Origin of the sequence: Mycobacteroides saopaulense (genome assembly GCF_001456355.1) — a bacterium.
In the GTDB taxonomy this organism is placed as follows: domain Bacteria; phylum Actinomycetota; class Actinomycetes; order Mycobacteriales; family Mycobacteriaceae; genus Mycobacterium; species Mycobacterium saopaulense.
In genome coordinates this window covers 1-25,757 of the sequence record NZ_CP010271.1, presented here as the reverse complement: position 1 = coordinate 25,757, position 25,757 = coordinate 1, and the positions used below count along the sequence as shown (strand labels likewise).

Sequence of the window (25,757 nt, the reverse complement as noted above, 5' to 3'; positions counted from 1 at the left end):
CTTACTCGCTCTCGGCGCCGACCGTACCGTCATCGGGGTCGGCATCCCCCTCATCGGCATTATGCGCGATTGCCAACAGGGTGTCGCCCTCTCCGAGGTTCATCAACCGAACGCCCTTGGTCTGGCGGCCGGCCTTACGGACCTGTTTCGCGATGGTGCGGATGACGCCGCCGCCGGAGGTGATGGCGTACAGCTCGGACTCCTCGTCCACGACGAGGGCACCCACCAGAGAGCCACGACGCGGGTCGTACTGAACCGTCAGCACACCCTTGCCGCCACGACCCTGCACGGGGTACTCCTCGATCGCGGTGCGCTTGGAGTAGCCGCCGGAGGTGGCCACCAGCAGGTAGGTGCCCTCGCGAACGACGTTGAGCGACAACAGCTCATCCTCGCCGTTGAAGCGCATGCCCTGCACGCCCGAGGTGGCGCGGCCCATGGGCCGCAACGCCTCGTCGGTGGCACTGAACCGGATGGACTGGCCGTGTGCCGAGACCAGCAGCAAGTCGTCCTCGGCGGCGCACAGCACCGCACCCACCAGCTCGTCGCCGTCGCGCAGGTTGACGGCCACCAGGCCACCGCTGCGGTTGGAATCGAACTCGGTGAGCTTGGACTTCTTGACCAGACCGTTCTTGGTGGCGAGCACCAGGTAGGGCTGATCCTCGTAGCTCTTGATCTGGATGACCTGGGCGATGCGCTCCTCGGGCTGGAAGGCCAGCAGGTTGGCAACGTGCTGACCACGCGCAGTGCGAGCGGCCTCGGGCAGGTCGTACGCCTTGGCGCGGTACACCCGGCCCTTGGTGGTGAAGAACAGGATCCAGTCATGCGTCGAGCACACGAAGAAGTGCTTGACGATGTCGTCCTGCTTCAGGCCCGCACCCTGCACACCCTTGCCGCCTCGCTTCTGGCTGCGGTACAGGTCTGTCTTGGTGCGCTTGGCGTACCCGGTTTCGGTGATGGTGACGACGACGTCTTCGCGTGCAATCAGGTCCTCGTCGGCGACATCTCCGTCGGCTGAGATGATGCGTGTGCGGCGGTCGTCGCCGTAACGTTCGACGAGTTCGCTCAGTTCGTCGCGGACGATGGCCCTCTGGCGTTCCGGCTTGGCCAGGATGTCCTCGAGGTCGGCGATCTCGGCCTCGATCTTGGCCAGGTCGTCGATGATCTTCTGCCGCTCCAGGGCCGCCAGGCGGCGCAGCTGCATGTCGAGGATGGCCTGCGCCTGAATCTCGTCGACGTCGAGCAGCTCGATCAGGCCCGTGCGGGCAATGTCGACGGTCTGCGAGGCGCGGATCAACGCGATCACTTCATCAAGGGCGTCAAGGGCTTTGACCAAACCGCGCAAGATGTGCGCGCGCTCGTTGGCCTTGCGCAACCGGTAGCGGGTGCGCCGGATGATGACGTCCAACTGGTGGTTGACGTAGAGCCGGATCAGCTGATCAAGGCGCAGTGTGCGCGGCACGCCGTCGACGATCGACAGCATGTTGGCACCGAAGCTCGTCTGTAGCTGGGTGTGCTTGTAGAGGTTGTTCAGCACCACCTTGGCAACGGCATCGCGCTTGAGCACCACCACGATTCGCAGACCGACACGGTCGGAGCTCTGGTCCTCGATGTTGGAGATGCCCGCGATCTTGCCGTCGCGCACCTGCTCGGCGATCGAGGTGATGAAGTTGTCGTGGTTGACCTGGTACGGCAACTCGGTGATCACCAAAGACGTTCTGCCCTTGGAGTCTTCCTCGATCTCGGCCACACCGCGCATGCGAATGGAACCGCGGCCGGTGGTGTAGGCGTCGTGAATGCCTTGTGTCCCAACGATCAGACCGGAGGTCGGGAAGTCGGGGCCGGTGATCTTCTCGCAGACCGCCTTGAGGGTCGTCTCCTCATCGGCCTCGTGGTTGTCCAGCGCCCAGTAGACCGCCTCGGCCAGCTCGCGCAGGTTGTGCGGCGGCATGTTGGTGGCCATACCGACGGCGATGCCGCCGCTGCCGTTGGCGAGCAGGTTCGGGAACCGGCTCGGCAGCACGGTCGGCTCCATGACCCGGCCGTCGTAGTTCGGAATGAAATCGACTGTCTCCTCGTCGATTTCACGCAGCATCTCCATGGCCAGCGGCGTCAGCCGGGCCTCGGTGTAACGCATGGCGGCCGCGGGGTCGTTACCCGGTGAGCCGAAGTTTCCCTGGCCGTCCACCAGCGGGTAGCGCAGCGACCAGGGCTGTGCCATGCGGACCAAGGTGTCGTAGATGGAGGCGTCACCGTGGGGGTGGTAGTTGCCCATGGTCTCGGCGACCGAGCGCGCCGACTTGGCGTGGCTGCGGTCGGGCCGGAAGCCGGAGTCGTACATCGCGTACAGGACGCGGCGGTGTACGGGCTTGAGCCCGTCGCGTACTTCGGGGAGGGCGCGGCCCACGATGACGCTCATGGCGTAATCGATGTAGCTGCGCTGCATCTCCTGCTGGATGTCTACCGGTTCGATGCGGTCGACGGCGTCATCACCGCCGGGGGGCAGCGTTGTGTCGGTCATGTGCTCCTCGTTCATGCTCCGCCCGGAGAAGGCCGGGCAACCTCACCAGCCTAGTCACTTGTCCGACCGGTTTCCCGGATGCAGACCCGTGCGTCGTTCTCAGCGGCTTTAGATGCCGATATTCCAGGTATCCGGTACTGTTTGTTACGCAGGCGTGAGCCGCAACGGGGCGGCCAGGACCGAATGGGAGCTGCCAGCCATGACCACTCTGACTACCGATTTCACCGAGGAATCAACCGGCGAACGTTTCCGCCGCTGGGCCGACGAGTGGCGGCGTATGGCGGCCGTCGCGGTGTCGAACGCCGACGGCCCCAAGACCGGAATGGTGTACGACATCGTCGGGCCGCAGAACCTGTTCGGGGAGGAATCACTCTTCATCAACTTCGGGTACTGGCGCGATCACCCAACGACCCTCGACGAGGCGAGCTGCGATCTCGCACGACTGGTTGCCTCCAGCGCCGGATTCACCCCCTCAGATGTGGTGGTGGATTGCGGTTGCGGCTACGGCGATCAGGACATTCTGTGGGCCAACGAGTTCAAGGTGAAGAAGATCACCGGAGTCAACATCGCCGAGGAGCAGATCGCCATCTCGACCGAACGCGTCGCCGCCGCGGGGCTGTCCGACACCATTTCCTACGTCAAGGCGTCGGCCACCGACCTGCCGTTCGACAACGCGTCCTGCACCAAGGTGGTGGCGCTGGAGTCGGCGTTTCACTTCCCCTCACGCATCGACTTCTTCCGTGAGGCGCTGCGCGTGCTCAAACCCGGCGGACGGCTGGTGACGGCGGACATCGTTCCGCGGCGCACCGCGCTCACGGCGCTGGCGCGTAACCAGGTGGCCCGGCGCGGCTGGCGGGGTGCGCCGGCCAGCGCGGTGCCCTGGGCCGTCGACGTGGAGGGTTACCGGGATCTGCTGCTGGACACGGGCTTTACGCGTGCCGAGACCTGGTCGATTGCCAACGACGTCTATCCGCCGCTGTCCAAGTTCCTGGCCAAGCGGCTGCGTCAGCCGGACATGAAGCACGTCAACCCGCTGTTGCGTGCCCAGTTCAACTCGGTGGGTATGCGGCTCTTTTCGCTCCATTCGGACTACATCGTCGCGGTGGCACACAAGGCATAAAGCGCATCAGTGCAAGGTCTTTCCTTCGGCCAGTAACTCGACGTACTGAGCGATGCGGCGAACGCGGGTCTCCGGCTTCTTGATGGTGGTGAGCCGGAACAGGAACGGCCAGCGGGCCGTCTTGGTGAGGGACTCGAAGAACGTCAAAGCTGTCGGCGTGGCCCGCAGTGCCTGCGCGAAATCGTCGGGGACCTCGATGGTCGCCTGCGAACTGTAAGCAGCGTCCCAGCGTCCATCGGCCTTGGCGGCCTCTACTTCTCGTTGGCCGGCAGGCCGCAGGCGGCCCTCCTGCGTGAGCCGCTCGATGTGGCCGACATTGATCTTCGACCAGGTGCCGCGTGGGCGCCGGGGGGTGAACATGCGCAGGGTGTACTGCTCATCGAGCGATTTGGCCTGCCCGTCGATCCACCCGAAGCACAGCGCCTCTTCCAGGGCTTCCCTGTGATTGACGCTGGGGATGCCGCTGGCTTTCTTGGCCATCTTGATCCAGACGCCAGGGGAGTTCTCGTGGTTCTCCTCCAGCCATGCTTCCCAGTCTCGTTGGGAGGCAAAGAAGATTGTCGGCTTCTCCGGCGGCATGGGGCCACCCTACGGGTGCGCGGTGACAGGGTTAGAAGGTCCAGCTGCCTTCGGGACGCAAGACGAAGCCATGGTTTCCTCTGGTGTTAATACACGCAACAAGGCGATCACCGCCCACAGCGCAAGTCATGTCACCGTCTACCAGCTTTTCGTTTTGATTCAGCTTTTGACCAGAGTACGGGGGGCATTGGACCTTCGTACTTGAAAAACTGTACTGATCCCAACCCCCCACCACGGCGCATCCGGCGCCGTCACCATTACCCCCGGATCTTGGAACACCCGGAAGATCTCCTCGACACCCAGAGCTAGAACCGCTGGCCATGGTGCAGCTAATCAATCCGTCAGCCGTCACAAAGCTCGAATACATGCCGCCTCGGGACTGATGCCGAAAGGGCTTCGAGTCGACGGCCTGGAACCCCCCTAGATCCGGAAAACCCTGTGGCGGTTGGCCGGCGGCCTCCGGCGCCGGAATCGCTTGGCACGCGATCGCAGACATCGCAATGACGAGACCCGCGGCCAGTCGCCCCATCACCATCATGATTTCTCCTAGGAGTTCGGTTGAAATATCGGCACTGAGGTTTGATAAGTGACCGGAGGATACGCGCCCGGGAAACCCGGGACACCCCGCCAAACACTGACGCGGGTGTCCACGACATCGGCGCGAAGCGCTGGATCCCAATGGACACCCGTTGGAAGGGCCGCATAGGGCGCGCCACCGGGCCACGGAGTCTGCCCGGCAGGCAGCAGGTCCGTGACTGGCCTGGCCTGCAGCAGCCCCTCGGGGGTTGACGCGGTGATCGCACCGACTGCCATGTTGCGGCCTTGCTCTGGGGTGTAATCGTCGGCTCCAAACAGCGCAACGCCGCCATGCGGCAACGCGACGAGACTGCTCTCTCGCGAACCAGGCAAACTAGTAACGTCGCCTTGATACCGCAATGTCTTCACCCAATCGTTCGGATGGCTAAGTCGTGGGGCGACCAAGCCACACCGTTGGAGACGGCAGTCAACGGTGCACAGGGACTGCTGGACAGGCTTTGGGTCGCGCGGTCCAGACGTTCGAGAACATGGACCAGAACAACGCGATCGGCATCAACACGGCCGGACCACAGAGTATGTAGCTCCGTGCGATGCCCACAAAAACAGAGATTCTCAACTGGCGAACGGATCACCTTGGCGCAGCCGGCCGACCATTTGGTTTCGCCTTTCTGCCAGATATGGTCCGCAGCGCTACAGGCATCGCTCAGACAACAAGTAGGTTGTCCACACCATGTGGAACGGTGATGAGCTCGCGCTCGACGAATACCTGGCCTTCATCGGCTTCGACGGCGATCGGTCGCCGTCTCTGGATACCGTGCGCCGCCTGCAGCGCGGACACGTTCTGAACATCAAGTGGGAGAACCTCGATGCGGTCTTGCACAAGCACGTCGCACTCGACATCCCCAACGTCCAAGACAAGCTGTTGCGGAGGCCCCGCGGCGGCTACTGCTACGAGCATGTCGCCCTCTTCGCGGCCGTTCTGGAACGCTTGGGCTTCGACTTCTTCGGCATCCAGGGCCGGGTGCAGATGGGCGCCAACTCAATTCGGCCTGCGACACATGGCATGCTCGTGATTCGACTTGACGGAGAACAGTGGCTTTGCGATGTCGGCTTCGGCACCAGTCCGCTGGCTCCGATACGACTGGTCGACGAGGCCGTGATCGCGGACGAGTCGTGGACCTACCGGCTGCTACGCGGCGAGGTGACACCCGGCGCCGACGGCTGGACCCTGTCGGAGGCGGCAGACGACGGTACGCGGCCAGGCTGGATGAGTCGGCACACCTTCGTCCTGGAACCTCAATATCCGGTCGACTACCGCGCGGCCAGCTACTTCGTCGCATCGAGCCCGAATTCCCCGTTCAGCACAAGGGTTTTCGTGCAAAGACTCACGCCCGATCACGCGTACATCCTGGACCATCGGGAGCTACACGACATCCGGCCCGGTGTCGGCAGGAACACCCGCGAACTGACGCCCGACCAGGTGCTGGTCACGCTCCGAGAAACCTTCGGCATCAAACTGGATGCCGACGATTCGTCACTGCTGCTAACGAGGCTAGCGCAGCAGTAACGTCGGCACATGACTGAAGACGCACCGTCGAGATCACGGCTGCTGGTCAAACTGCTCATCACCAACATCGTGTCCACTCTCGCATTGGGCGGGCTCATGGTCCTGGCTGCCGGTACCTGGCACTGGCCCCAACTGTGGATACTCGGCATCGACGTCACTGTCTTGAACCTTGGCGTGCATCTGTGGCTGCTGAATGACAATCCCGCGCTGCTCGCCGAACGACTCGGCTCACCCCGCCAGCCCAACCAAACGGCATGGGACAAGGTCTTTGTGGCGTTCGCCGTCGTGGGTATGCCGCTCTGGTTCGCAGTACCCGGGCTCGATCATCGATGGGGTTGGTCGACGGTGCCCATCTGGATTCAGGCCGTGGGCGCGGTACTTATCGCCGTCTCGTTGCTGTCGATGGTGCTGGTATTCCGAGCCAACAGCTTTGCGGCACCCGTAGTGAAGGTGCAGGCAGAGCGCGGACATTCGATTGTCGATACCGGCCCCTATGCCTACGTCCGCCACCCCATGTACTCGGGGGCGATCCCGTTCCTTGTGGGCATGCCTCTGCTGCTGGGCTCCTGGTACGGACTGATCGGGTCGGCGGCGACCGTCCTCGCCCTGGGGATGCGTGCGGTCGGGGAGGAGCGGCTGCTCACCGCAGAGCTTGACGGCTATCCCGAGTACGCCGCGCGGGTGCGCTACCGGCTGGTCCCTGGCGTGTGGTGATTCCGCACATTCCAGGTCCTAGCCCTTCTCCACACCCGCAAATTCCCTGGAACCGAATCGGCCAGACGTGCGTCTGAGTACGTAGATGGGCGAAATCTGACTCTTTCAGTCTGTGAAGGGACACGGGATCATGGGGTACGCGGATCGGCTGTACGCCTTGCAACTGGAGTTTGGGCGATCCTCCGAAGCGCGGAAGCTGAAGACTGCGCAACGTTTTCAGGAGATACGCGCGGAGCAGACGCGGCAGGCACGAGAACGCGCGGCCTGGCAGGCAGGAAACGCACCTGAACCTGGGGACGAACCACCCACCGCGACACGAAAGGAAGCGCCCCCGAAACGCCCGGCCACACCGGGCTGGGACGACGAGGACAGCTTCTGGGAATTTCGTGGTAATCGGTTGAAGTACTAGGGCTGATGGGGGTTTGTGGTGGTGGTTTATGACACGGGTCGGCAGGTGCTCGATGACGGCGCCAAGATCCGGGATTTTTGTGGCTACTGGGAGATCTTGAAGCGGCATCAGGGTGAGTTGTCTCTAGCTGGTGTTGACTTTTCGAGTCTGCCGATGGATCAAAGCGGTGATTCCTTCGATAAGGCTTACTACAAAGAGGCCGACATCAATTTGAAGGTGATCCGTGAGACGGGCGATCGCCTCAAGGACGCCGCGGTGGGCGCCGCCGAACAGCGTGCGTTGATCGCTGAGACCAAAAAACTCGATCAGTCCTTGCAGGGCGACGCGGCCGATGCGGCGCAAAAGAAGTACGAGTTCACCGATGAGCAACTGAAGGCAAACCTTCAAAAACTCACCAACGCCCAGGAAGCCGTCCAGGGTGTCGACGACAACCTGTATTTCGGCCTCAACAAGAAACAAGACGAGTACACCGCGGCGATCACCCTGATGATCGAGGGAATTATTCAGAACAACCCGACAGATTTCGAAAACCGGCTCAGCACGGGTGCCGCGGTGATCAAAGCAGGCGACACTGGCAGCAGTGGTGCCAGCCCGCAGCTGTATGCCTGGCATGGCAGCCCCGGGGTCAATTGGCCTGCCCGACAAGTCAAAGACGACCTGCAAACCACTGTCATCGGTGCGTTCGCCACCGCCATCGCCGCGTTCAACGACGCCAACAAAAGCATGGACGAATTCGTCACCATCAACTACGCCACCCTGCGCGAAGCCCTCAACATCGGCGCCGAAAACACATCGCCCACCGGAAGCAAGCTCAGCGCAGAGGAACGGGATCAGGTTGCGCAGTGGTCGCAGTATTCCGTCTCCAATGGAGATGCTGATTGCTCTCGATGGGCGACGGCGAGTGCTCTTGCGAACAAGTACGGCACTCGCATGGGTCCGGACGGGCAGAAGGAGATCGACCTGCCGCCAGATCTTCAGCAGCGGCTTATGGGTGGACAGCCGCTGCATTTCCCGCCAACTCGCGAGGACATCAACAAAATCATCACGGCGCAGAATGCACAACCCGGGTGGGGGTTCCCCGGAGACATGACACTGATGTCCAAACAGCTGAACGGATTTGGAGAGAATTCCGGGCTGACTTCGGCGCCCAATATCGCGCAAGGTACCAGTCAACAAGAGGTTTCATTGCTGGTTGACCAGCTCACCTCCGATCTTCAATCCGGAAAATTCGCGATCGTGAATGGCTCGGTGACACCCTCGACGGACCCCAACATGAACGGCCACATTCTCTCCATCACCGGAACAACCGTCGGACCGAACGGAGAGACGATGTACCTGGTCAACGACTCGAACCGTCGCTCCGACGGTGTCGCGAACGGCGGAACGCTGAGGAACCCCTCCACGCGGGAGGAACTCATGAGATTCCTGATGAATAGAACCGCCATCGGCGTGCCCCCAGGTTACGCCACCATCTAGCCAGCAATGTGAATTGAGCTTACCGAGAAGGGAATTGACATGTCGCGACTCATCGGTTGTCTGTCGGCCGTTGTCGTATGCGTCACGCTGGCTGCCTGCGACGAACACGCACCCGCGCCGGCTGGCACCTCGTCTGAGGCAAGCAGCACTACCGCGCCGGTTCCGAAACCCGATCAATCCAAGATCTTCTTCCCCGGGGTCCTCGACACTTACGGGCTGGACCTATCGGCAACTGATAGAGACCGGCTGGCCGAGCTGTACGCGCTCCGCCAGATAGATCCGTGTGGATTCGTCGACAAGCCTGCACTCCTTGCCGAAGGGCGTAAGGACTTCAGCTATTCGTACTCAGCTATTCGTTCTATCGGCAACGGTTCAGCACTTACCCCCCTTGGTGCCGACGGATGCAAGATCGTCTTCCCGGAGACACCCATGGCGCTGTCCCTGCGGGTTCTACCCGGAGAGAACCGGATCAATGACGCTGGCTTCAGCCCAGATACGTCCCGGCCAGGTCTGACGAAACGGGATGCGCCGATATGTGCTTTCCGTGTAGGGCTTCCGCTGACTGCACTTGCAGGTGCCCCGGCTTCCATGCACGATCCCGTCCTCGAAGTGCTCCCCGTGAAGGCCTCAGACGGAACGGGTGATCTCACAGACACCTCGTTGTGCCAACTTGGGCAGGCGGTAGCCGGGGACATTGCGCTGCGGACGCGAGAAAGTGGTGTGCCCGTACACGCTGATCGTGGTTCCATCACAGGCAAGCTCCTAACAAGTGACCCCTGCGCCGCTGCTGTGGACTTACGGGCCACGAGCTTCATCTGGACTGAACCCTCGCCGGAGGCTCAGTCGCCGGCAACCTGGCGTCATCCTGGTGTCTGCAATTTCCAATTCGGCAGGGACGGTGCTGGCTCTGGAGTCTCTTCGGCCGTGGTGCGCTACGGCCTTGCAGAGTGGTCCGACAAGATCTTTTTTGATCCACGCGTGGGAGACACTGTTCCCCCCAATCAAATTCGCAGTGAGCAGGATGGGGTGGAGTTGTTTGACCTCTCGCAGCAGAATTACTGCCTAGTTGCCGCCAAAACCAATTCCGTCGTCGAACCCACTTCAGTTGGTACCGGCATTCCCGAACCGTCTGTACTCACACCTGTTGTGACAGTGGACATCCACACACCTGACAATACAAACTGTGCAGACATCGCCAGACAAACCGCAGCTGCAGCGGCTAAACGTGCGCTCTAGTTTCGTGGTAATCGGTTGAAGTACTAGGGCTGATGGGGGTTTGTGGTGGTGGTTTATGACACGGGTCGGCAGGTGCTCGATGACGGCGCCAAGATCCGGGATTTTTGTGGCTACTGGGAGATCTTGAAGCGGCATCAGGGTGAGTTGTCTCTAGCTGGTGTTGACTTTTCGAGTCTGCCGATGGATCAAAGCGGTGATTCCTTCGATAAGGCTTACTACAAAGAGGCCGACATCAATTTGAAGGTGATCCGTGAGACGGGCGATCGCCTCAAGGACGCCGCGGTGGGCGCCGCCGAACAGCGTGCGTTGATCGCTGAGACCAAAAAACTCGATCAGTCCTTGCAGGGCGACGCGGCCGATGCGGCGCAAAAGAAGTACGAGTTCACCGATGAGCAACTGAAGGCAAACCTTCAAAAACTCACCAACGCCCAGGAAGCCGTCCAGGGTGTCGACGACAACCTGTATTTCGGCCTCAACAAGAAACAAGACGAGTACACCGCGGCGATCACCCTGATGATCGAGGGAATTATTCAGAACAACCCGACAGATTTCGAAAACCGGCTCAGCACGGGTGCCGCGGTGATCAAAGCAGGCGACACTGGCAGCAGTGGTGCCAGCCCGCAGCTGTATGCCTGGCATGGCAGCCCCGGGGTCAATTGGCCTGCCCGACAAGTCAAAGACGACCTGCAAACCACTGTCATCGGTGCGTTCGCCACCGCCATCGCCGCGTTCAACGACGCCAACAAAAGCATGGACGAATTCGTCACCATCAACTACGCCACCCTGCGCGAAGCCCTCAACATCGGCGCCGAAAACACAGATGTACCAGCGGGTTTCGATGGGATTACGGAAGCCGAGCTACAGCAGATCTTCCCAACACTTCCGCCCGACAAAGTCAAGGAGTACGTTCCACAAATCAACGCCGCGATGGCGGCTGCAGGACTCAACACGCCGGAACGACAAGCGGCGTTCCTGGCTACTTGTGCTGTGGAAAGCGGCGAACTGAAATTCATGCATGAACTCCGCAGTACTCAGTCTGCCAACGAGATGTACGGACCGGAATACGCCGGAGTGACCTTCACCTGGGACACGCCGCGCGATGCCGATACTCCCCCCAACTCCTCGAACCCGTACCCGTATACGAATGCATCCGGACAACTCGGCAACACCCAACCGGGGGACGGCGATCGCTTCCGTGGTCGTGGCCCATTCCAGCTCACTGGGCGCTCCAACTATCGGAGGGCTGGAGAGGCTTTGGGTATAGACCTCGAGAACAATCCCGAGTTGGCTGCCGATCCGGCAACCGGGTTTCGTATCGCAACGTGGTACTACAACAACCACTCGACGCCGGACGGAAGATCGATGAACGAAGCCATCGATCAAGGCGACTTTGAAGCGGTCACGCGCGCAGTCAACGGCGGCTTGACCGGATATGCCGAGCGTAAGAAGTATTTCGACAGAGCAGTAGATGTGCTCAGCCGTTAGTGGGCCCACAAACACAGATACACGGAGCGAATGACCATGGATCGACTTCTTATGAAACCCGCTCGCACACTTCTGTTTTTGGCGGTCCTAGTACTAGCTGCTGCTATGACGGGCTGCCAGCCGTCGCGTACACCTGCGGCTACTACGCCAGTGCCTGCGCCGTCGACCAACTTCTGCGTCAGCATCGGCGGCTCATGGGACGAGCCGCAAGAATCGTGCCGACTGACTACAACAAACGGTCGCGGCCTGACCGCCAAGATCGCGATGAAGTACCCGGCCGGGTTGGTCGACAACAGTTCGGCCCCGGCTCCCGCGCTCCGCGCCCACCTACAGAAGTGGGTGGCCGAGTTTCAACCACCCCAATCTCCGCAGAAGGACACCGCCGGCGAGGGCAGTGCGAACCTTGCCTACACGGCCACTGAGCGGCCGGGCGTGGCCAAGTCGGTTGTTCTTCGCAGCGACTGGTTTATCCCTGGAATGGCTCATCCCAACAGTTCGATCAGCACATTCACCTTCAGTCTCAAAGACGGCGCGGAGATTCGGCTTACCGACCTGTTCTGCGCGGGCATCGATCCGGTGAAAGCGCTCCCACCGCTGGTTCGTCCGTACATACAGCATTCCCTCGATACGATCGGCGGAAGCTTCGCACAGGCCTTCCGGGCTGAAGACTTCGAACCAAGCACTAGTCCAGGTTCGTTGGCCAACAACTATCAAGCCTGGGCGCTCGACGGCGACAACCTGGTTCTGTACATGCCGGGGGAGGGCGGCCCGGCAGGCATGCCTGCGGGATTTCTCCAACCCCACATACCGTTCACGGCACTCAATTCAATCCTTCGGGAGGGCACCTGTGCAGCATCTTGACGAAAACTCAATCCGCTAGCGCCTCCCCTGCTCGTTGAAAATTCCTGGAACCAATTCGCTGCGAGCGCCGTCTCAACAGATAGTTGGAGCTTCAGGGAGAGGAGCGTTCTGATGGTCTACGTCGACTCTGATGGTGTCGAGAGGCTGGCCGGCGTTTGGGGGCGCGCCGCCGAGGTACTTCGCGTCCAAGGAGACGCGATCCGATCGTGCGAGATGAAGGCCGAGACGTTTGGCTCGCATTACGCGGATCAGATGGCGGATATCGGGCCGGCAATCGAGCGTCTCGCCGGGCTAATGACCAGCGGCGGAGCTAGTTGCGACGACTACCGGAACAAGCTTCGGATGACCAGCGCGGCGCTCACCGGAACAGACGACCGCACCGCCTCCGGACTTGGTGGCGACCCCTCCCGCCAGAGCTGAGCTCAACGGAGCGAAGAGCAGTTGCTGCGGCGCTCTCCTGAGCTGGGATAAAGAAAAGTTCCGGAAAGATGGAACCAGACCGGGGGTAGACGCGTCGTACCCATTGAGAGCAGGTTTCTGGAGGCGGAGCATGACGGATAAGAAATACGAGTTCGATCTGGGCGGGATGCACCCAGACGCGCAGCGGAGTGCGGCCAACGACGCGGGCAAGGTGCTGCACATGGAAGAGAAGGCTGGCCAAACAGTGGCCAAAGAACTACTTCCTGCTCTCGACTTGATCACCGAGGCACTGGCGATCACCGAGAAGCTGGGCAATGTCGAGGGCTTTGGAGCCCTGCCGACCGGCGAACATGCCATGGAGCACTACCGGAAACAGGCCCCCGAAATGAGGACTCGCCTAACCGATCTCCAGAAAGACTGCCAAGACAAGATCGACCATGTGCTGGCGATGGAACTTCTGTACAACAACATGGAGGCTTACAACGCTGGCCGGATCTTCGACCACAAGGTGACGGTCGAGTACAAATGACATGCACCCACCGGCTGGCACTGCTGTCGGCACTCGCTCTCACGGTCGCGGGCTGTGGCGGCCCCGTTTCCGGAGACGCCGTCACTGCGGCCAGCACATCTTCGAGGAGCACCACAACGGCTTCATCGACGACGGTGGCCAATACTCTTCCTGGTCCCCATCCACCGCCCAACCACAACAGCGATGGGACCACCTTCGACCCCTGCGTTGCATATAGCGCGGCGGAGTTGACCAAGTGGGGGCTCGAACCTTCCACCGTCCAAGACGTCAGCGATCAACTTCAACGCGGCTGCAGCTGGAAGGGCGACGGGTGGCGCCTACAACAGTTGGTGATCAACCGCTCGATCTCCGAGTATCTCGACACCAACAACTATCCCGATGCCCAGCCAGTCACTATTGCTGGGCTGCAGGGTTCGACGCATCGCCTGAATCAGACTGACAACAGCTTCTGCTCGGCACAGGTTCCATCCGAACGATCAGTCGTCGCCTCCCTTGTTGCGGTAGATACTGCTAAAGCCAAGAGGGCAATTCCAGATCCCTGCATCAAGGCCGTCGAAATCGCCACGGACACTGTGGGGAAGCTTCCGAAATGACACGAAAGGGGTGCACGTATGTCTGGTGACGGATGGGACGGCATGTCACATGCCGACATCGTGGGCAAGCTCAGTCAGCTGGCACCTGACAACGCCTGGGGTTTAGCTCAATCGTGGAGCGATATCTACAGCAAGGTATCTGACGCGGCCGAGCAATATTCGAAGGCTTCTGAAACCATGCAGAGGGTCTGGACCGGCGACGGGCCAGAGGCCGCTAAACAATCATTCGACAACAAATACAAGGAGCTACAGGCTCCTGACGGAATACCCACCAAGGCCGGGAAACTGCAGAATGCCCTCTCGCAAGACAGTGCCTGCCTATCCAACGCTGGCCGTGTGCCACAGATGTACCCCGTGCCGCCCCAGGACACCGATAAGGACTCCAAACAGAAGCTCCTAGAAGCTGTTCGGGCCGAGGCCCAACGTCTCTACACCGAACCACTCAATGTCGACAGACCCGAGGTAGACGAGGCCAAGCAAGGCTCACCGATGGGCTCGATGCCCCAAGGGCCCGGCGGTAGCGGCGGTAGCGGAGGCGATGGCAACTCGGGTGGTGGGTCCGGTAACAGTCTGCAGTCCCCAGGAGGCGGCACCGACGGTCTGGCCAACAAGGACACCAAGCCCCAATTGGCCAACGGCGAGGGTCAGGGCGGCCAAGGGCAAGGCGCCGGTTCAGGTTCCGGCGCTGGCTCAGGCGGCGGGCAAGGCTCCGGCTCCGGTTCCGGTGCTGGCGGGAGCTCGCCGTTTGGATCTGGAACCGGCACGGGCACAGGTGGTTCAGGACTTCCGCTCGGGGCGACGACCGCCGCTGGTTACGGCTCCTCCGGTTCGGCGGGTGGGACAGGACTCGCCTCGGGTACTGCCGGTGGTGCCAGCGCATTGCGCGCTGGCGGCGGACTTCCGGGCGGAGCCACCAGCGGAGCGGGCGCCAACCCGGCTGCCGTCGGGGCTTCCGGAGTACGCGGGGGCGCAATGAGTCCGATGGGCATGATGGGAGGCGCGGGCGCACATGGAAAGGGCGGTCACGACGAGGATGACGACCACGAAACCCCGGCTATCCTGATCAACCTCGACAACACCTACGAGTTCATGGGCGACCTACCCAAGGCATCACCGGCTGTCATCGGCGACTGGAGCGAGCAGGAGAAGGCCGACAAGCAAGCGCAGGAACGTGAGAAGCAGCGCTACAAGAAGCTCGGCTGGGACGTCAAATACGAGTGATTCCGAATGACTTTGGGTGACTGGCTTAGCCACCCAAAGTCATTAACGCTACTTGGTCCAACCCAACTTCTTGTTGGCCTCGGCGATCACGGGCGCTGAGAAGTCACACCATGTCTGTCCCGCGGGCAAGGCAGCAGCGGCGACGGCGGCAGCACCCGGCTCGAATACAAACTTGGCGATGTTGTCCTCCGGATCTACCAATCCGACACCGCATTCGTCCGGCTCATCCTTCATGACATAGATCTGCGCACCGTCAGATTCAAGGATCCGGACGTGGATCTTTCGGTAGTTCGAGGCGCCGTCCGAGTTTTTGAAGAGCGACACACTGAGCACCTCATGGCCACCGTCGTCCTTGTACGAACACTGCTGTACGCCGTTGGCGGTATCCGATACTCCCGGCTTGATCGGTGTCGCTCCCTGCTGATTCAGCTGTTCCGGCGTTACCAGGACGCACGGATCCGTCGCCGGGGTAAAAGGTTGGTAGCCAGAGCTTTTCGTCTCCGTCGAGGGCGCCACCGACGACTCTGAAGAACTCTGTGTCGATGCGTCAGTCTCCGTCTTCTGCGGCCCACAACCCACGACAAGAAGGCCCGCTGTGGCCGTCATGACTACCCATGCTCGCCTGCTCATATCACTTCCACTTCTTCCTACCGAACGGGTCGTTGAACGCGTAAAAGTCGTCTTCTTCGAGTTCTGTTGGGGTTGGCAACGGAGGAGGAGACGCCTCCGCTTGCTGCTGGCTTTGGAACACCGGTTCAATCGGGGTTTCGATGAACCGCTCGGCCTCCAACCGAGCCGCTTCCATCTCCGCAACGCCGTCGGCCACTTTGAGCACCAGCGCTCGCAGATCGGGATCATCGGGAATATCGATCATCAGTTGCCATCATCCCATGGTGTGCTGCCCGCACTCACGGGAAGTCCTCCGTCTGGGGCCCTCTGATAGTCGTCAGCCGACAAGACCGCTGCGGGAAGATCCTTGGCCAGCTGTTTGCCTGCATCGCTTTCGATGCCCGCCTTATCCAGAGCACCATCCAACGCCTTGTTCAGGGCATCCGAGCCCTTATCCTTCAAATACCCGGCCGGATCTTTGAAGAACTCGATGACGGACTTCACCAATTCGACGGCCTTCTGAACCTGGTCGACTAGCTTGGATGCCTCCGTCCAGACTTTGACGAGAATCTCGCCCAATCGCTCAATTTGCCAAGCTGTTCCTGCGATAGGAATTTTCTTCGCCAGGACCTTGAGCTTGTCCTTCCAGGTGTCGATCTGGACTTCCTCTTCCAGCTTTTTGACGACCAATTCGGCGATGGATTTGACCAGTTTCTTGATCTGCTCCACCAGAACATCCAGGCAATCCTTGATGACCTTCGTCAGCGGCGCCTCCGCCTCGAGTGCCTTACTCAAGTTCTTGGAGTACGTGTCAAAGGACTGGGCCGCCTTGCCATCCCAATGCGAACCCGACTGCGTGGTCATGGCCTCCAGCGACTTGCCGGCGCCTTCCATGCCTTTCCCGGCCTTTTCGTACACGTTGCCGATGCGGGTCAGCTCCGCCCAGTTGCCTACAACCTTTTTAAAGGTGTCGTTGATGGGACTCCATCCGGAGACCTTCTCGATCTGTTCATCCGCGTCAGCAACCCATCCGATGGAGTCTTTGATGAGTCCGCGCACATCCGCTTCTTCTTCCTTCGGAGCGGCCAAGTCCGGCAGATCGCCCGTCGCGAGGTGCGCAGCCGTCGTCGTCGCATCGCCGGCCTGAGGCGAGTCATGCCCCGGCAACGACGACCCCGCGGCCCTGATCTTGGCGCCTCTCGTCTTCTCTTGCTCCTTGTACACGTTGGCCAGCGAGATCAACTCGTTGCCGGTCATGTATGTGGCAATCTGACGCTTGTCATACCGCTTGGATGTCTCAGTCTTGGTGTTCTCAAACGGGCTCTTGAGCTGGGACATAAGTCCCTCCCACCCGTTCTTCGGGCCACCATCGGAGTCGACCAGGCCCTGAACCTTGCCGATGTACGCAGCTAGGTCCTGAACGCCCCCGCCAAAACCCGCCAACTTCTCGGTGTCGACACTGAACTTCTCACCCATCTAGAACAATCCCTCCGGCTGCTTTTCGTACTCGTACGTACGACGGCAGAGCATCCGGATCGGTTCCATCGGAACCAAAAGATTCAAGATCAAATTGAATCTGCAACTATCTCGCCCGTCGGACGAGCGTCACTACACGTCGAGGAAGCGCACGTCCCTGGCGTTTCGGGTGATAAAGCTGCGCCGTGCCTCGACGTCCTCGCCCATCAAGATCGAGAACAACTCGTCGGCCGCGGCGGCATCATCGAGCGTCACCTGACGCAACACGCGTACGGACGGATCCATGGTGGTCTCCCACAGCTCCTTGGCGTCCATCTCGCCCAGACCCTTGTAGCGCTGGATGCCGTCGTCCTTGTTGATCTTCTTGCCCGCCTTGAGGCCAGCCTCCATCAGCCCGTCGCGCTCACGGTCCGAGTATGCGAACTCCGGCTGACTGCGCTGCCACTTGAGCTTGTACAACGGCGGCTGCGCCAAAAAGATGTGGCCATGCTCCACCAGCGGACGCATGAAACGGAACAGCAGCGTCAGCAGCAGCGTCGAAATGTGTTGGCCGTCAACGTCGGCGTCCGCCATCAGCACAATCTTGTGGTACCGCAGCTTGGCGATGTCGAACTCGTCGTGAATACCGGTGCCGAGCGCCGTGATGATCGCCTGGACTTCAGTGTTCTTCAAAACCCGGTCGATACGGGCCTTTTCGACGTTGATGATCTTGCCGCGCAGCGGCAGGATCGCCTGGAACATCGAGTCGCGGCCACTCTTGGCAGAACCACCGGCCGAGTCACCCTCCACCACATACAGTTCTGACTTCGACGGATCGGTCGAGCGGCAGTCGGCCAGCTTGCCCGGCAGCCCACCGATGTCGGTGGCGCTCTTGCGGCGCACCAGCTCGCGTGCCTTACGTGCCGCGATACGTGCCTGCGCCGACGAAACCGCTTTATTGACAACCGTTTTGGCATCGGCCGGGTTGGAATCAAACCAGTGCTGCAGTTGCTCGTTACACACCTTCTGCACAAACGACTTGACTTCGGTGTTGCCGAGCTTGGTCTTGGTCTGGCCTTCGAACTGTGGCTCGCCCACCTTCACCGAGATCACAGCCGCCAGGCCTTCACGAATGTCGTCGCCGGTGAGGTTCGTGTCCTTCTCCTTGAGGAGCTTCTTCTCCTTGGCGTACTTGTTGACCACCGTCGTGAGCGCCGCCCGGAATCCCTCCTCGTGCGTACCGCCCTCGTGCGTGTTGATGGTGTTGGCGAAGGTGTGCACCGATTCCGAGTAGCCGGCGTTCCACTGCATCGCGATCTCTACCTCATGGCCTTCACCCTTACCGGAGAAGTCGACGATGGTGTTGTGGATGGCGGATTTGGTGCGGTTGATGTGCTTGACAAAGTCGACCAAGCCATCGGGGTAGTGGAAGACTCGGTTCTTAACCTTATGCGGCGCCGCCGATTCGGCAGCCTGCTCTTCCGCCGTCTTGGGTGCCTCGGCGGTGTCGCTGACCACCTCGTCCGTCACGTCTGCATTGCTCACTCGCTCGTCGGTGAGCTTGATGGTCAGACCCTTGTTGAGGAAGGCCTGCTCTTGCAAGCGCCGGGCGACCGTTTCGAAGTCGTAGGTCGTGGTCTCGAAGATCTCCGGATCCGCCCAGAATCGGACCGTGGTGCCCGTCTTCTTGGTGGCGGCACCCTGCTGCAGCGTCCCCGGCTGTGAAGCCGTGTACACCTGCCGCCACTCGTGGCCGTCGCGCAGAATCTCCAGCTCGACCTTGGTCGAGAGCGCGTTCACCACAGAAATGCCCACACCGTGCAGACCGCCGGACACCGCATAGGAGTCCGAGTCGAACTTGCCACCGGCATGCAGCTGCGTCATCACGACGTCAACGGTCGGTATTCCGGACGCATGCATGGCCACCGGGATACCGCGGCCGTCGTCCCTGACCTGGATACCGCCGTCTTCCAGCATCGTCACTTCGACGGTGGTAGCAAACCCCGCCATTGCCTCGTCGACGGAGTTGTCCACAACTTCCCAGATCAGGTGGTGCAAACCGCGCTCGCCTGTGGACCCGATATACATACCGGGGCGCTTCCGGACGGCCTCGAGCCCCTCGAGAATCGTGATCGAGTCGGCACTGTATTCGCTCTTGGCACTCTTCTTCTGGGCAGCCACGATCGACTTTGTCTCCTGTCTGGAAGTAACGACTCTCGCGGGCCCGGAGAACGACCAAGGACCCGGCGATCCGTCTTATGACCATCCTACTGGTCTGTATCGACGGCACCTAGTTTCAGGGCATGTTTCGTCCCCCCTATTTACGCCGTCCGTCGCGTATCTCCGAGTAGTCCGTGTCCTGACGGTCGGGAGGTCCCTTCCACGTCCCGGCGCGGCGATCAGCCCTCAGCCGTAGGTGTCCCGCGGGCCCCGCCCGGCGATATGTCGCGGACCCTTGCGCCACGAGGGCGCCGTCGGGCCGGAGATCTTCAAACTCGTCACCACGCCGTCTCCGACCGCTGCCGCGATCTTCGCTAGCAGCTGTGCCTGCACCAACCGAAGTTGTGTCGCCCAGGCCGTGGACTCCGCCGCCACCGTCAACACACCCTCGTTTAACGCGGTCGGGGTCGCGTGCGCGGCGATCTGTTCGCCGACGACGGTCTCCCACCGTCCGAAGACCGCACCCTCGGACACCCGCGATGACCAACCGCGGTGTTTGGCCAAATCACCTGCGGCCCTTCCTAACAGCTGTGGATCACGGGCGTCCGGTCCCGGACCGGACCAGCTCCGGCGACCACCGGCGACCTTACGGCGCTGCTGCGGGGACCTGCCGCCTCTGCCGATGTCCTTGCCTTGCTGTTTAGCGGCACCGCGCGCCTCCTCCAGCACTCGGCGCACCAAATCCATCCCCTTGGCGCCGGCCAGGTGCTCCGGCGGCCAAGCCTCTTCCTCACTCATGCGCCACCGACTTTCGTCCCGCGGGATCTTCCTGCACATCGACAGTAACCGTCCGCGCCGACAATTCCTTCGGAACATCGTCAGCAACCGCCGCCGTCACCAGAACCTGCTCTGCATCGGCGGCGACGGTGGCCAGCGACCGTCTCCTGGCCCCGTCCAATTCCGCGAACACGTCGTCGAGCATCAACACCGGATCTGTCCCATCACTGCGCAGCAGGTCAAAGGCCGCCAACCGTAATGCCAACGCAAATGACCATGACTCTCCGTGACTCGCGAAGCCTTTGGCCGGTCCATCCCCCAGCCGTAGTTCGAGGTCGTCCCGGTGCGGTCCCACCAGGCAGACACCACGCTCGATCTCCGCGGAGCGCTTGGCCGCCAATCCTGCCTGCAGGGCGTCCGCCAGACGCTCTATCGCCAGCTCACCTTCCGTGCCAGCGACACTGCATCGGTACGCGATGTCGGCCGGGCGCGATGCCGGTGCCAGCAGCTGATAGGACTTCTCCACCAGCGGCCGCAGCTCGCCAACCAATTCGATACGCGCGGAAAGTAATTCGGCGCCGTGGGCCACCAAATGTCCGTCCCACACATCAAGGGTGTCCAGCACGCTTTGATCGTTGCGTTGCCGCAGGGCCGCACCGGCAGTCTTGAGCAGTGCGGTTCGCTGCCGCAGCACCTTGTCGTAGTCGGCACGAACCCCGGCCATCCGCGGCCGTCGCTGGATCAACAGATCATCGAGGAATCTGCGACGGTCGGACGGGTCGCCGCGCACCAACGACAAATCCTCCGGCGCGAACAGCACCGCGTGCAGAATTCCGACAATCTCGCGTGGACTGCGAACCGGAGATCGATTGATCCGCGCCTTGTTGGCCCGCCCGGCCGCGATCTCCAGATCGATCGCCAACTCGCGCCCGTCGTTGACGACGATCGTGGACACGACCGCACGCTCGGCGCCACTGCGGATCAGCGGCGCATCAGTAGCGACCCGATGTGATCCCAAAGTCGACGAATACCACAGTGCTTCAACAAGATTCGTCTTGCCGTATCCGTTAGGCCCGACGAACACCGTGCGACCGGGTTCGAGCTCCAGGTCGACACGCTCCCATGACCGGAAGTCCCTCAATCCCAGCTGTCGTACGTACACCGCGGTCCGCGCGCCTCCCCTAGCCAGAGAGACCGACGCGCTTGACCGCGTGGCCGCCGAACTGGTTGCGCAGTGCCGAGACGGCCTTCATCGCCGGGGAATCCTCTTGCCTCGACGCGAACCGCGCGAACAACGACGCCGCGATCACCGGGGCGGGAACCCTGTGGTTGATGGCTTCTTCGACGGTCCAGCGGCCTTCGCCGGAATCCTCGGTGTATCCCGAGATCGCGTCGAAACCCGGGTCTTCCTTGAGCGCCTTGGCCAGCAGATCCAGCAGCCATGACCTCACTACGGTGCCCTTGGTCCACGCCTGAAGCACTGCTTGAACGTCTGTGATCAGCGGCTCGGCCGCCAACAGTTCGTAGCCCTCGGCGTAGGCGTGCATGAGCCCGTACTCGATGCCGTTGTGGATCATCTTGGCGTAATGGCCAGCACCGACCGGACCCGCGTGCACGAAGCCGTCGGCACGATCGCCCTCAGGGCGCAGTGTGTCGAAAATCGGCATCGCACGCGCCACATCCTCTCCGCTGCCGCCGACCATCAGCCCGTACCCGTTGTCTTTGCCCCAGACCCCGCCGGACACCCCTGCGTCGATATAGCCAATTCCCTTGGCCAACAATAGATCTGCGTTCGGCTGGTCCTCGGTGAAGCGTGAGTTGCCACCGTCGATCACCAGGTCGCCCTCGGACAACTCCTCAGACAGCTCCGCGATTGTCTGCTGCGTGATCGGTCCCGACGGCACCATCACCCACACCGCACGGGGCGCGTCGAGCGCGTCTGCCAATCCTTTCAACGACGGCACGTCGGTGACCTCGGGGCGCGGGTCATACCCGATGACCTCGTGCCCACCGGCACGCAGCCGGTCCCGCATGTTGAAACCCATCTTGCCCAGCCCGACCAAACCCAGCTGCATGACCCATGACCTCCGATGACCAGTGCGTACGACGTTAGGGGTGCGAGCCCTAGCCGGGCAGACGCACCGGCATCAATAGATAGACATAGTCAGTTTGCGCTGCCGTAAACGGCCCGGAGCCTTCCGGCGAGCTTTGATCGTCTTCCGCAGGACGCAGCACCGCCGGACGGCTGGGGGTGGTGAACCCGAAGGTCACCCGACTCGAGTGCAACGACCCCAACCCGTCGGTCAGATACGTCGGGTTGAAGGCGATGGTCAGCGGCTCACCGACGAACTCGACCTCCAGCTCTTCTTCGGCACGACCCACGTCGTCGGCACCAGCAGATAGCCGCAGCAGGCCCGGCTCGAACTCCAAACGGATCTGGGCTCCGCGATCGGCCACCAGCGCAACACGTTTGATGGCTTCGACCAGTTCGGCGATCGCGATAGTGGCCAACGCTGTGTGCTCGGTGGGCAACAGCTGACGGAACTTGGGGAACTCTGCGTCCAGCAGTCGGGTGGTGCTGCGCTTGCCGTCGCTGACGATGCCGAGCAGGCCCTCCGATCCGATGGCAGACCCTGCTCCCAGCGCAAGTTGCACATCGGACCCATTCGAGGCCGACTTCGCCGCCTCCGACAATGTCTTGGCCGGCACCAGCACCGCGGCATTGGTTTCACCGGATCCCGACGTCCACTTCAGCTCGCGCACGGCCAAACGAAAGCGATCTGTTGCAGCCAAAACCACTGTGTCGCCATTGATTTCGACACGAATTCCGGTCAGCATCGGCAACGTGTCGTCTTTACCTGCAGCGACCGCAACCTGGCCGATGGCCTCGGAAAACACTTCGGCGCCCAGGGCACCCGTCTCTTCCGGCAGTGACGGCAGTGCCGGGTAGTCCTCCACCGGCATGCTGGGCAGCGAGAACTTCGCACTTCCACAACTGATCAGCAGCCGGGTGCCCTCCAGGGCCACATCGACCGGTTTGTTGGGCAGTGACCGGGTGATGTCCGAGAGCAGCCGGCCCGAGACCAGCGCATTACCGGCGGCCGCAACCTCTGCCGGCACCTTCACCTGTGCTGATACCTCGTAATCGAAGCCGGACAGGGTCAAACCCGTGTCATGTGCGGTCAGCAGCACACCTGCCAACACCGGAACCGTCGGTCGGGAGGGCAGGCTGCGTGCAACCCACGCCACCGAGTCGGCGAAGTCGTCACGCGCGACCCTGAACTTCAGGCTGGTGTCTGCGGCAGTGGGGCTCGCAAGATCCATGGATACCCTTCGCTTCCTCGTTGTCCAGGTCGGACTGTCTCCACACAAAAATCAGTGATAGCCATCGTGGCACGTCCGGCTGACAAGACTGACAGCGCATCGGGCAACCATCCGGTGCCGACCGGGGCGCCGTGCACAAGTCCTGTCACTCGGTGTGGGAAGCCGCCAGGCCACGCGACTTCCGAAGCACAACCGTAGATGCTTTCGCCGCCCCGTGAAAGCGGATCCGTTCCCGGAAGGATCCCTGTCGTCCATCGCCGGGTTACCGCCCGGATGGGCAGTGTTGACGGGTCCATCCACACAGCTGCTTTTAGAGGGAAAGAATAGATAGAGATTTGAGCAGTATTAGTAGGTGCTGTGGAATCTGTGGACAGACAAGTGTTGTCGCACGACACGGGCTCCGTGGGGATGTCAGGAATCTGTGGAATCAGATGTGGTTGACGGCCGTCGGATGTGGACGGGGTGTTATTCGTTCAGCAACCCCCAAGTGATCACGCCTTTGGTCAACAGCAGTCCACAGTTCTGTGCACAACCCGTTTGTGTTGTGGATGTGACGTGTGAGCCGCACGAGGCGACAAAAAATCATCGAGAAAAATCTCGAAAAGTCTTGAAATATGGGTGTGTTGGACGGCGTGGCGTTCTGGCGGAGACAAAAAACCCGGCCACGAGGGCCGGGTGGGGCGCAGACGCGTCAGTGCCGAGAGCGTTGGCGGATGCGTGCGGTGAGTTCCTTGACATGGTCGAAAACCTCACGCCGCTGAGCCATTTCGCCGCGGACCTTCTTGTCGGCATACATGACCGTGGTGTGGTCACGCCCGAAGGTCTGTCCGATCTTGGGCAGCGACAGATCTGTGAGCTCACGGCAGAGGTACATGGCGATCTGACGTGCCTGAGCCAGCGCGCGGGTTTTACCGGGCCCACGGAGCTCTTCGACGGTGGTGTCGAAGTACTCGGCGGTGACCGCCATGATCGTGGCGGCGCTGATCTGGATGGCGTTGGAGTCCGGGATGAGGTCGCGCAGCACGATCTCGGCCAGCGACAACTCGATGGGGGACTTGTTCAGCGACGCGAATGCGGTCACCCGGATCAAGGCACCCTCGAGCTCGCGGATGTTGCGTTCGATTCGGCTGGCGATGAGTTCCAGGACGTCGTCCGGGACGTCCAGTCGATCCATCTGCGCCTTCTTGCGCAGGATCGCGATGCGGGTTTCCAGCTCCGGGGGCTGGACATCGGTGATCAGACCCCACTCGAAGCGGGTACGCAGCCGATCTTCGAGTGTCGCCAGCCCCTTTGGTGGCCGGTCGGAGGAGATCACGATCTGCTTGTTGGCGTTGTGCAGGGTGTTGAAGGTGTGGAAGAACTCTTCCTGGATACCTTCCTTGCCCTCGATGAACTGGATGTCGTCGACCAGCAGCACGTCGATGTCGCGGTAACTGCGTTTGAAGGCGACCCGGCGGTCATCACGCAAAGAGTTGATGAAGTCGTTGGTGAACTCTTCGGTGGAGACGTACTTGACGCGCATACCGGGAAACAGCCGCTGGGCGTAGTTCCCGGCAGCGTGCAGTAGATGCGTCTTGCCCAAGCCGGATTCGCCCCAGATGAATAACGGGTTGTAGGCCCGCGCGGGGGCTTCGGATACCGCTACGGCGGCCGCGTGGGAGAAGCGGTTGGATGCGCCGATAACGAACGACTCGAAGGTATAGCGCGCGTTCAGACTCGTGTCGGGAGTCTCAGCTTTGTCGGCGCCCCCCGGACGGTTGATGAAGTACGACGGCCATGATTCGTGGGCACTGGCAAGCGCCTCGGTGGTCTCGTCGACCTCGTCGAGCTCGAGTTCGGGAGTAGCTACGGCGACTTCAGGATCTTCGCCAGGAGCCGGCGCCGCGATCCTGACGCCCAACTCGACATTCTCGCCGAGTCTGCGGGAAAGAGCTTCCACGATAGGCCCGCGCAGATGCCGTTCGATCTCGTTTTGCACGAAGCTTGACGGCACGGAAAGCAGTGCGAAGCCCTCGGCCATGGTGAGAGGTTTGACCAGAGTCAGCCAGGCGCGCTGCTGCGGCGTCAAGGGCGGGAAACTCGACAGGTATTCATTGTCATCACCGTTGAGCTCTGCGACGACGGTATTCCATACCGCCGTGAACTGGGAATTCAGTTCATCAGTCAA

The 25,757-nt window shown here is 61.5% G+C and carries 22 protein-coding genes and 2 pseudogenes; 12 read left to right on the top strand and 12 right to left on the bottom strand.

All coding sequences use genetic code 11. The annotated features are described in order from the left end of the window. Window position 1 precedes the first annotated feature (1 nt). The gene (gene gyrA, locus MYCSP_RS00130; RefSeq protein ID WP_070911987.1) at window positions 2-2,518 is read right to left on the bottom strand and encodes a DNA gyrase subunit A; all 2,517 of its coding nucleotides are present in this window, start codon (window positions 2,516-2,518) and stop codon (window positions 2-4) included. Window positions 2,519-2,672: 154 nt separating this feature from the next. Here gyrA and MYCSP_RS00125 point away from each other — a divergent pair, with 154 nt between their 5' ends. Beyond that, window positions 2,673-3,638: an SAM-dependent methyltransferase gene (locus tag MYCSP_RS00125; protein WP_162266180.1), complete on the top strand. Its 966-nt coding sequence runs from the start codon at window positions 2,673-2,675 to the stop codon at window positions 3,636-3,638. Window positions 3,639-3,644: 6 nt separating this feature from the next. Here MYCSP_RS00125 and MYCSP_RS00120 read toward each other — a convergent pair whose 3' ends face one another. Together MYCSP_RS00120 and MYCSP_RS00110 are read right to left on the bottom strand one after the other, a co-directional pair. Then, window positions 3,645-4,217 (bottom strand): YdeI/OmpD-associated family protein, encoded by a 573-nt coding sequence (locus MYCSP_RS00120; RefSeq protein WP_088412974.1) that lies wholly within the window; start codon window positions 4,215-4,217, stop codon window positions 3,645-3,647. A gap of 546 nt (window positions 4,218-4,763) precedes the next feature. Further along, a pseudogene (locus MYCSP_RS00110) lies at window positions 4,764-5,180 on the bottom strand (hypothetical protein); the annotation flags it as partial. Window positions 5,181-5,484: 304 nt separating this feature from the next. On the opposite strand from MYCSP_RS00110, the gene MYCSP_RS00105 reads away from it, so the two are divergent. The 10 genes from MYCSP_RS00105 to MYCSP_RS00055 all read left to right on the top strand — a co-directional run bounded on the left by MYCSP_RS00105 (window position 5,485) and on the right by MYCSP_RS00055 (window position 15,265). Continuing rightward, window positions 5,485-6,321 carry an arylamine N-acetyltransferase family protein gene (locus tag MYCSP_RS00105; RefSeq protein WP_088412972.1) on the top strand — a complete coding sequence of 279 codons (837 nt, stop codon included), beginning with the start codon at window positions 5,485-5,487 and terminating at the stop codon, window positions 6,319-6,321. 9 nt (window positions 6,322-6,330) lie between these two features. Next, window positions 6,331-7,035: a methyltransferase family protein gene (locus MYCSP_RS00100; protein ID WP_209435421.1), complete on the top strand. Its 705-nt coding sequence runs from the start codon at window positions 6,331-6,333 to the stop codon at window positions 7,033-7,035. A 454-nt stretch (window positions 7,036-7,489) separates the two neighbouring features. Next, window positions 7,490-8,920 (top strand): hypothetical protein, encoded by a 1,431-nt coding sequence (locus MYCSP_RS00090; protein ID WP_157886135.1) that lies wholly within the window; start codon window positions 7,490-7,492, stop codon window positions 8,918-8,920. A gap of 39 nt (window positions 8,921-8,959) precedes the next feature. Further along, window positions 8,960-10,156, top strand: a complete 1,197-nt coding sequence (locus MYCSP_RS00085) for a hypothetical protein (RefSeq protein ID WP_088412970.1) — start codon at window positions 8,960-8,962, stop codon at window positions 10,154-10,156. Window positions 10,157-10,201: 45 nt separating this feature from the next. Further along, on the top strand, window positions 10,202-11,641 hold the full coding sequence (locus MYCSP_RS00080; protein WP_207565794.1) for a glycoside hydrolase family 19 protein: 1,440 nt from the start codon (window positions 10,202-10,204) through the stop codon (window positions 11,639-11,641). 30 nt (window positions 11,642-11,671) lie between these two features. Beyond that, window positions 11,672-12,502, top strand: a complete 831-nt coding sequence (locus tag MYCSP_RS00075; protein WP_157886134.1) for a hypothetical protein — start codon at window positions 11,672-11,674, stop codon at window positions 12,500-12,502. A gap of 111 nt (window positions 12,503-12,613) precedes the next feature. Continuing rightward, window positions 12,614-12,922 (top strand): hypothetical protein, encoded by a 309-nt coding sequence (locus MYCSP_RS00070; protein WP_088412968.1) that lies wholly within the window; start codon window positions 12,614-12,616, stop codon window positions 12,920-12,922. 130 nt (window positions 12,923-13,052) lie between these two features. Then, a complete protein-coding gene (locus MYCSP_RS00065; protein ID WP_088412967.1) occupies window positions 13,053-13,451 on the top strand; it encodes a hypothetical protein in 399 nt (132 codons plus the stop codon). Beyond that, entirely contained in the window at window positions 13,448-14,044 is a 597-nt protein-coding gene (locus MYCSP_RS00060) for a DUF3558 family protein (protein WP_088412966.1), read from the top strand. Before MYCSP_RS00065 ends, MYCSP_RS00060 begins: the two co-directional genes overlap by 4 nt. An 18-nt stretch (window positions 14,045-14,062) precedes the next feature. Continuing rightward, a complete protein-coding gene (locus MYCSP_RS00055) occupies window positions 14,063-15,265 on the top strand; it encodes a hypothetical protein (protein ID WP_088412965.1) in 1,203 nt (400 codons plus the stop codon). Window positions 15,266-15,313: 48 nt separating this feature from the next. On the opposite strand, the gene MYCSP_RS00050 is transcribed toward MYCSP_RS00055, so the two are convergent. The 8 genes from MYCSP_RS00050 to dnaN form a co-directional block, all read right to left on the bottom strand. Then, window positions 15,314-15,871, bottom strand: a complete 558-nt coding sequence (locus MYCSP_RS00050) for a DUF3558 family protein (RefSeq protein ID WP_235629508.1) — start codon at window positions 15,869-15,871, stop codon at window positions 15,314-15,316. A gap of 25 nt (window positions 15,872-15,896) precedes the next feature. Next, complete coding sequence (locus tag MYCSP_RS00045; protein WP_162266179.1) at window positions 15,897-16,139, bottom strand: hypothetical protein; 243 nt, start codon at window positions 16,137-16,139, stop codon at window positions 15,897-15,899. Further along, on the bottom strand, window positions 16,139-17,350 hold the full coding sequence (locus MYCSP_RS00040) for a hypothetical protein (RefSeq protein WP_088412963.1): 1,212 nt from the start codon (window positions 17,348-17,350) through the stop codon (window positions 16,139-16,141). The genes MYCSP_RS00045 and MYCSP_RS00040 overlap by 1 nt, the downstream gene beginning before the upstream one ends. 132 nt (window positions 17,351-17,482) lie before the next feature. Beyond that, complete coding sequence (gene gyrB / locus MYCSP_RS00035; protein ID WP_070911538.1) at window positions 17,483-19,510, bottom strand: DNA topoisomerase (ATP-hydrolyzing) subunit B; 2,028 nt, start codon at window positions 19,508-19,510, stop codon at window positions 17,483-17,485. Between the two features lie 225 nt (window positions 19,511-19,735). After that, window positions 19,736-20,287, bottom strand: coding sequence for a DUF721 family protein (locus MYCSP_RS00030; RefSeq protein WP_070911539.1), 552 nt, complete (start codon window positions 20,285-20,287; stop codon window positions 19,736-19,738). Further along, complete coding sequence (gene recF / locus MYCSP_RS00025) at window positions 20,280-21,428, bottom strand: DNA replication/repair protein RecF (RefSeq protein ID WP_088412962.1); 1,149 nt, start codon at window positions 21,426-21,428, stop codon at window positions 20,280-20,282. The genes MYCSP_RS00030 and recF overlap by 8 nt, the downstream gene beginning before the upstream one ends. A gap of 19 nt (window positions 21,429-21,447) precedes the next feature. Further along, window positions 21,448-22,341, bottom strand: a complete 894-nt coding sequence (gnd, locus tag MYCSP_RS00020; protein WP_088412961.1) for a phosphogluconate dehydrogenase (NAD(+)-dependent, decarboxylating) — start codon at window positions 22,339-22,341, stop codon at window positions 21,448-21,450. Window positions 22,342-22,390: 49 nt separating this feature from the next. Next, the gene (gene dnaN / locus MYCSP_RS00015) at window positions 22,391-23,590 is read right to left on the bottom strand and encodes a DNA polymerase III subunit beta (protein ID WP_070911544.1); all 1,200 of its coding nucleotides are present in this window, start codon (window positions 23,588-23,590) and stop codon (window positions 22,391-22,393) included. 421 nt (window positions 23,591-24,011) lie between these two features. Here dnaN and MYCSP_RS23445 point away from each other — a divergent pair. Then, window positions 24,012-24,203, top strand: a pseudogene (locus MYCSP_RS23445) (hypothetical protein); the annotation flags it as partial. Between the two features lie 78 nt (window positions 24,204-24,281). Here the strand turns inward: MYCSP_RS23445 and dnaA are convergent. Then, window positions 24,282-25,757 carry a chromosomal replication initiator protein DnaA gene (gene dnaA / locus MYCSP_RS00005; RefSeq protein WP_070911546.1) on the bottom strand — a complete coding sequence of 492 codons (1,476 nt, stop codon included), beginning with the start codon at window positions 25,755-25,757 and terminating at the stop codon, window positions 24,282-24,284.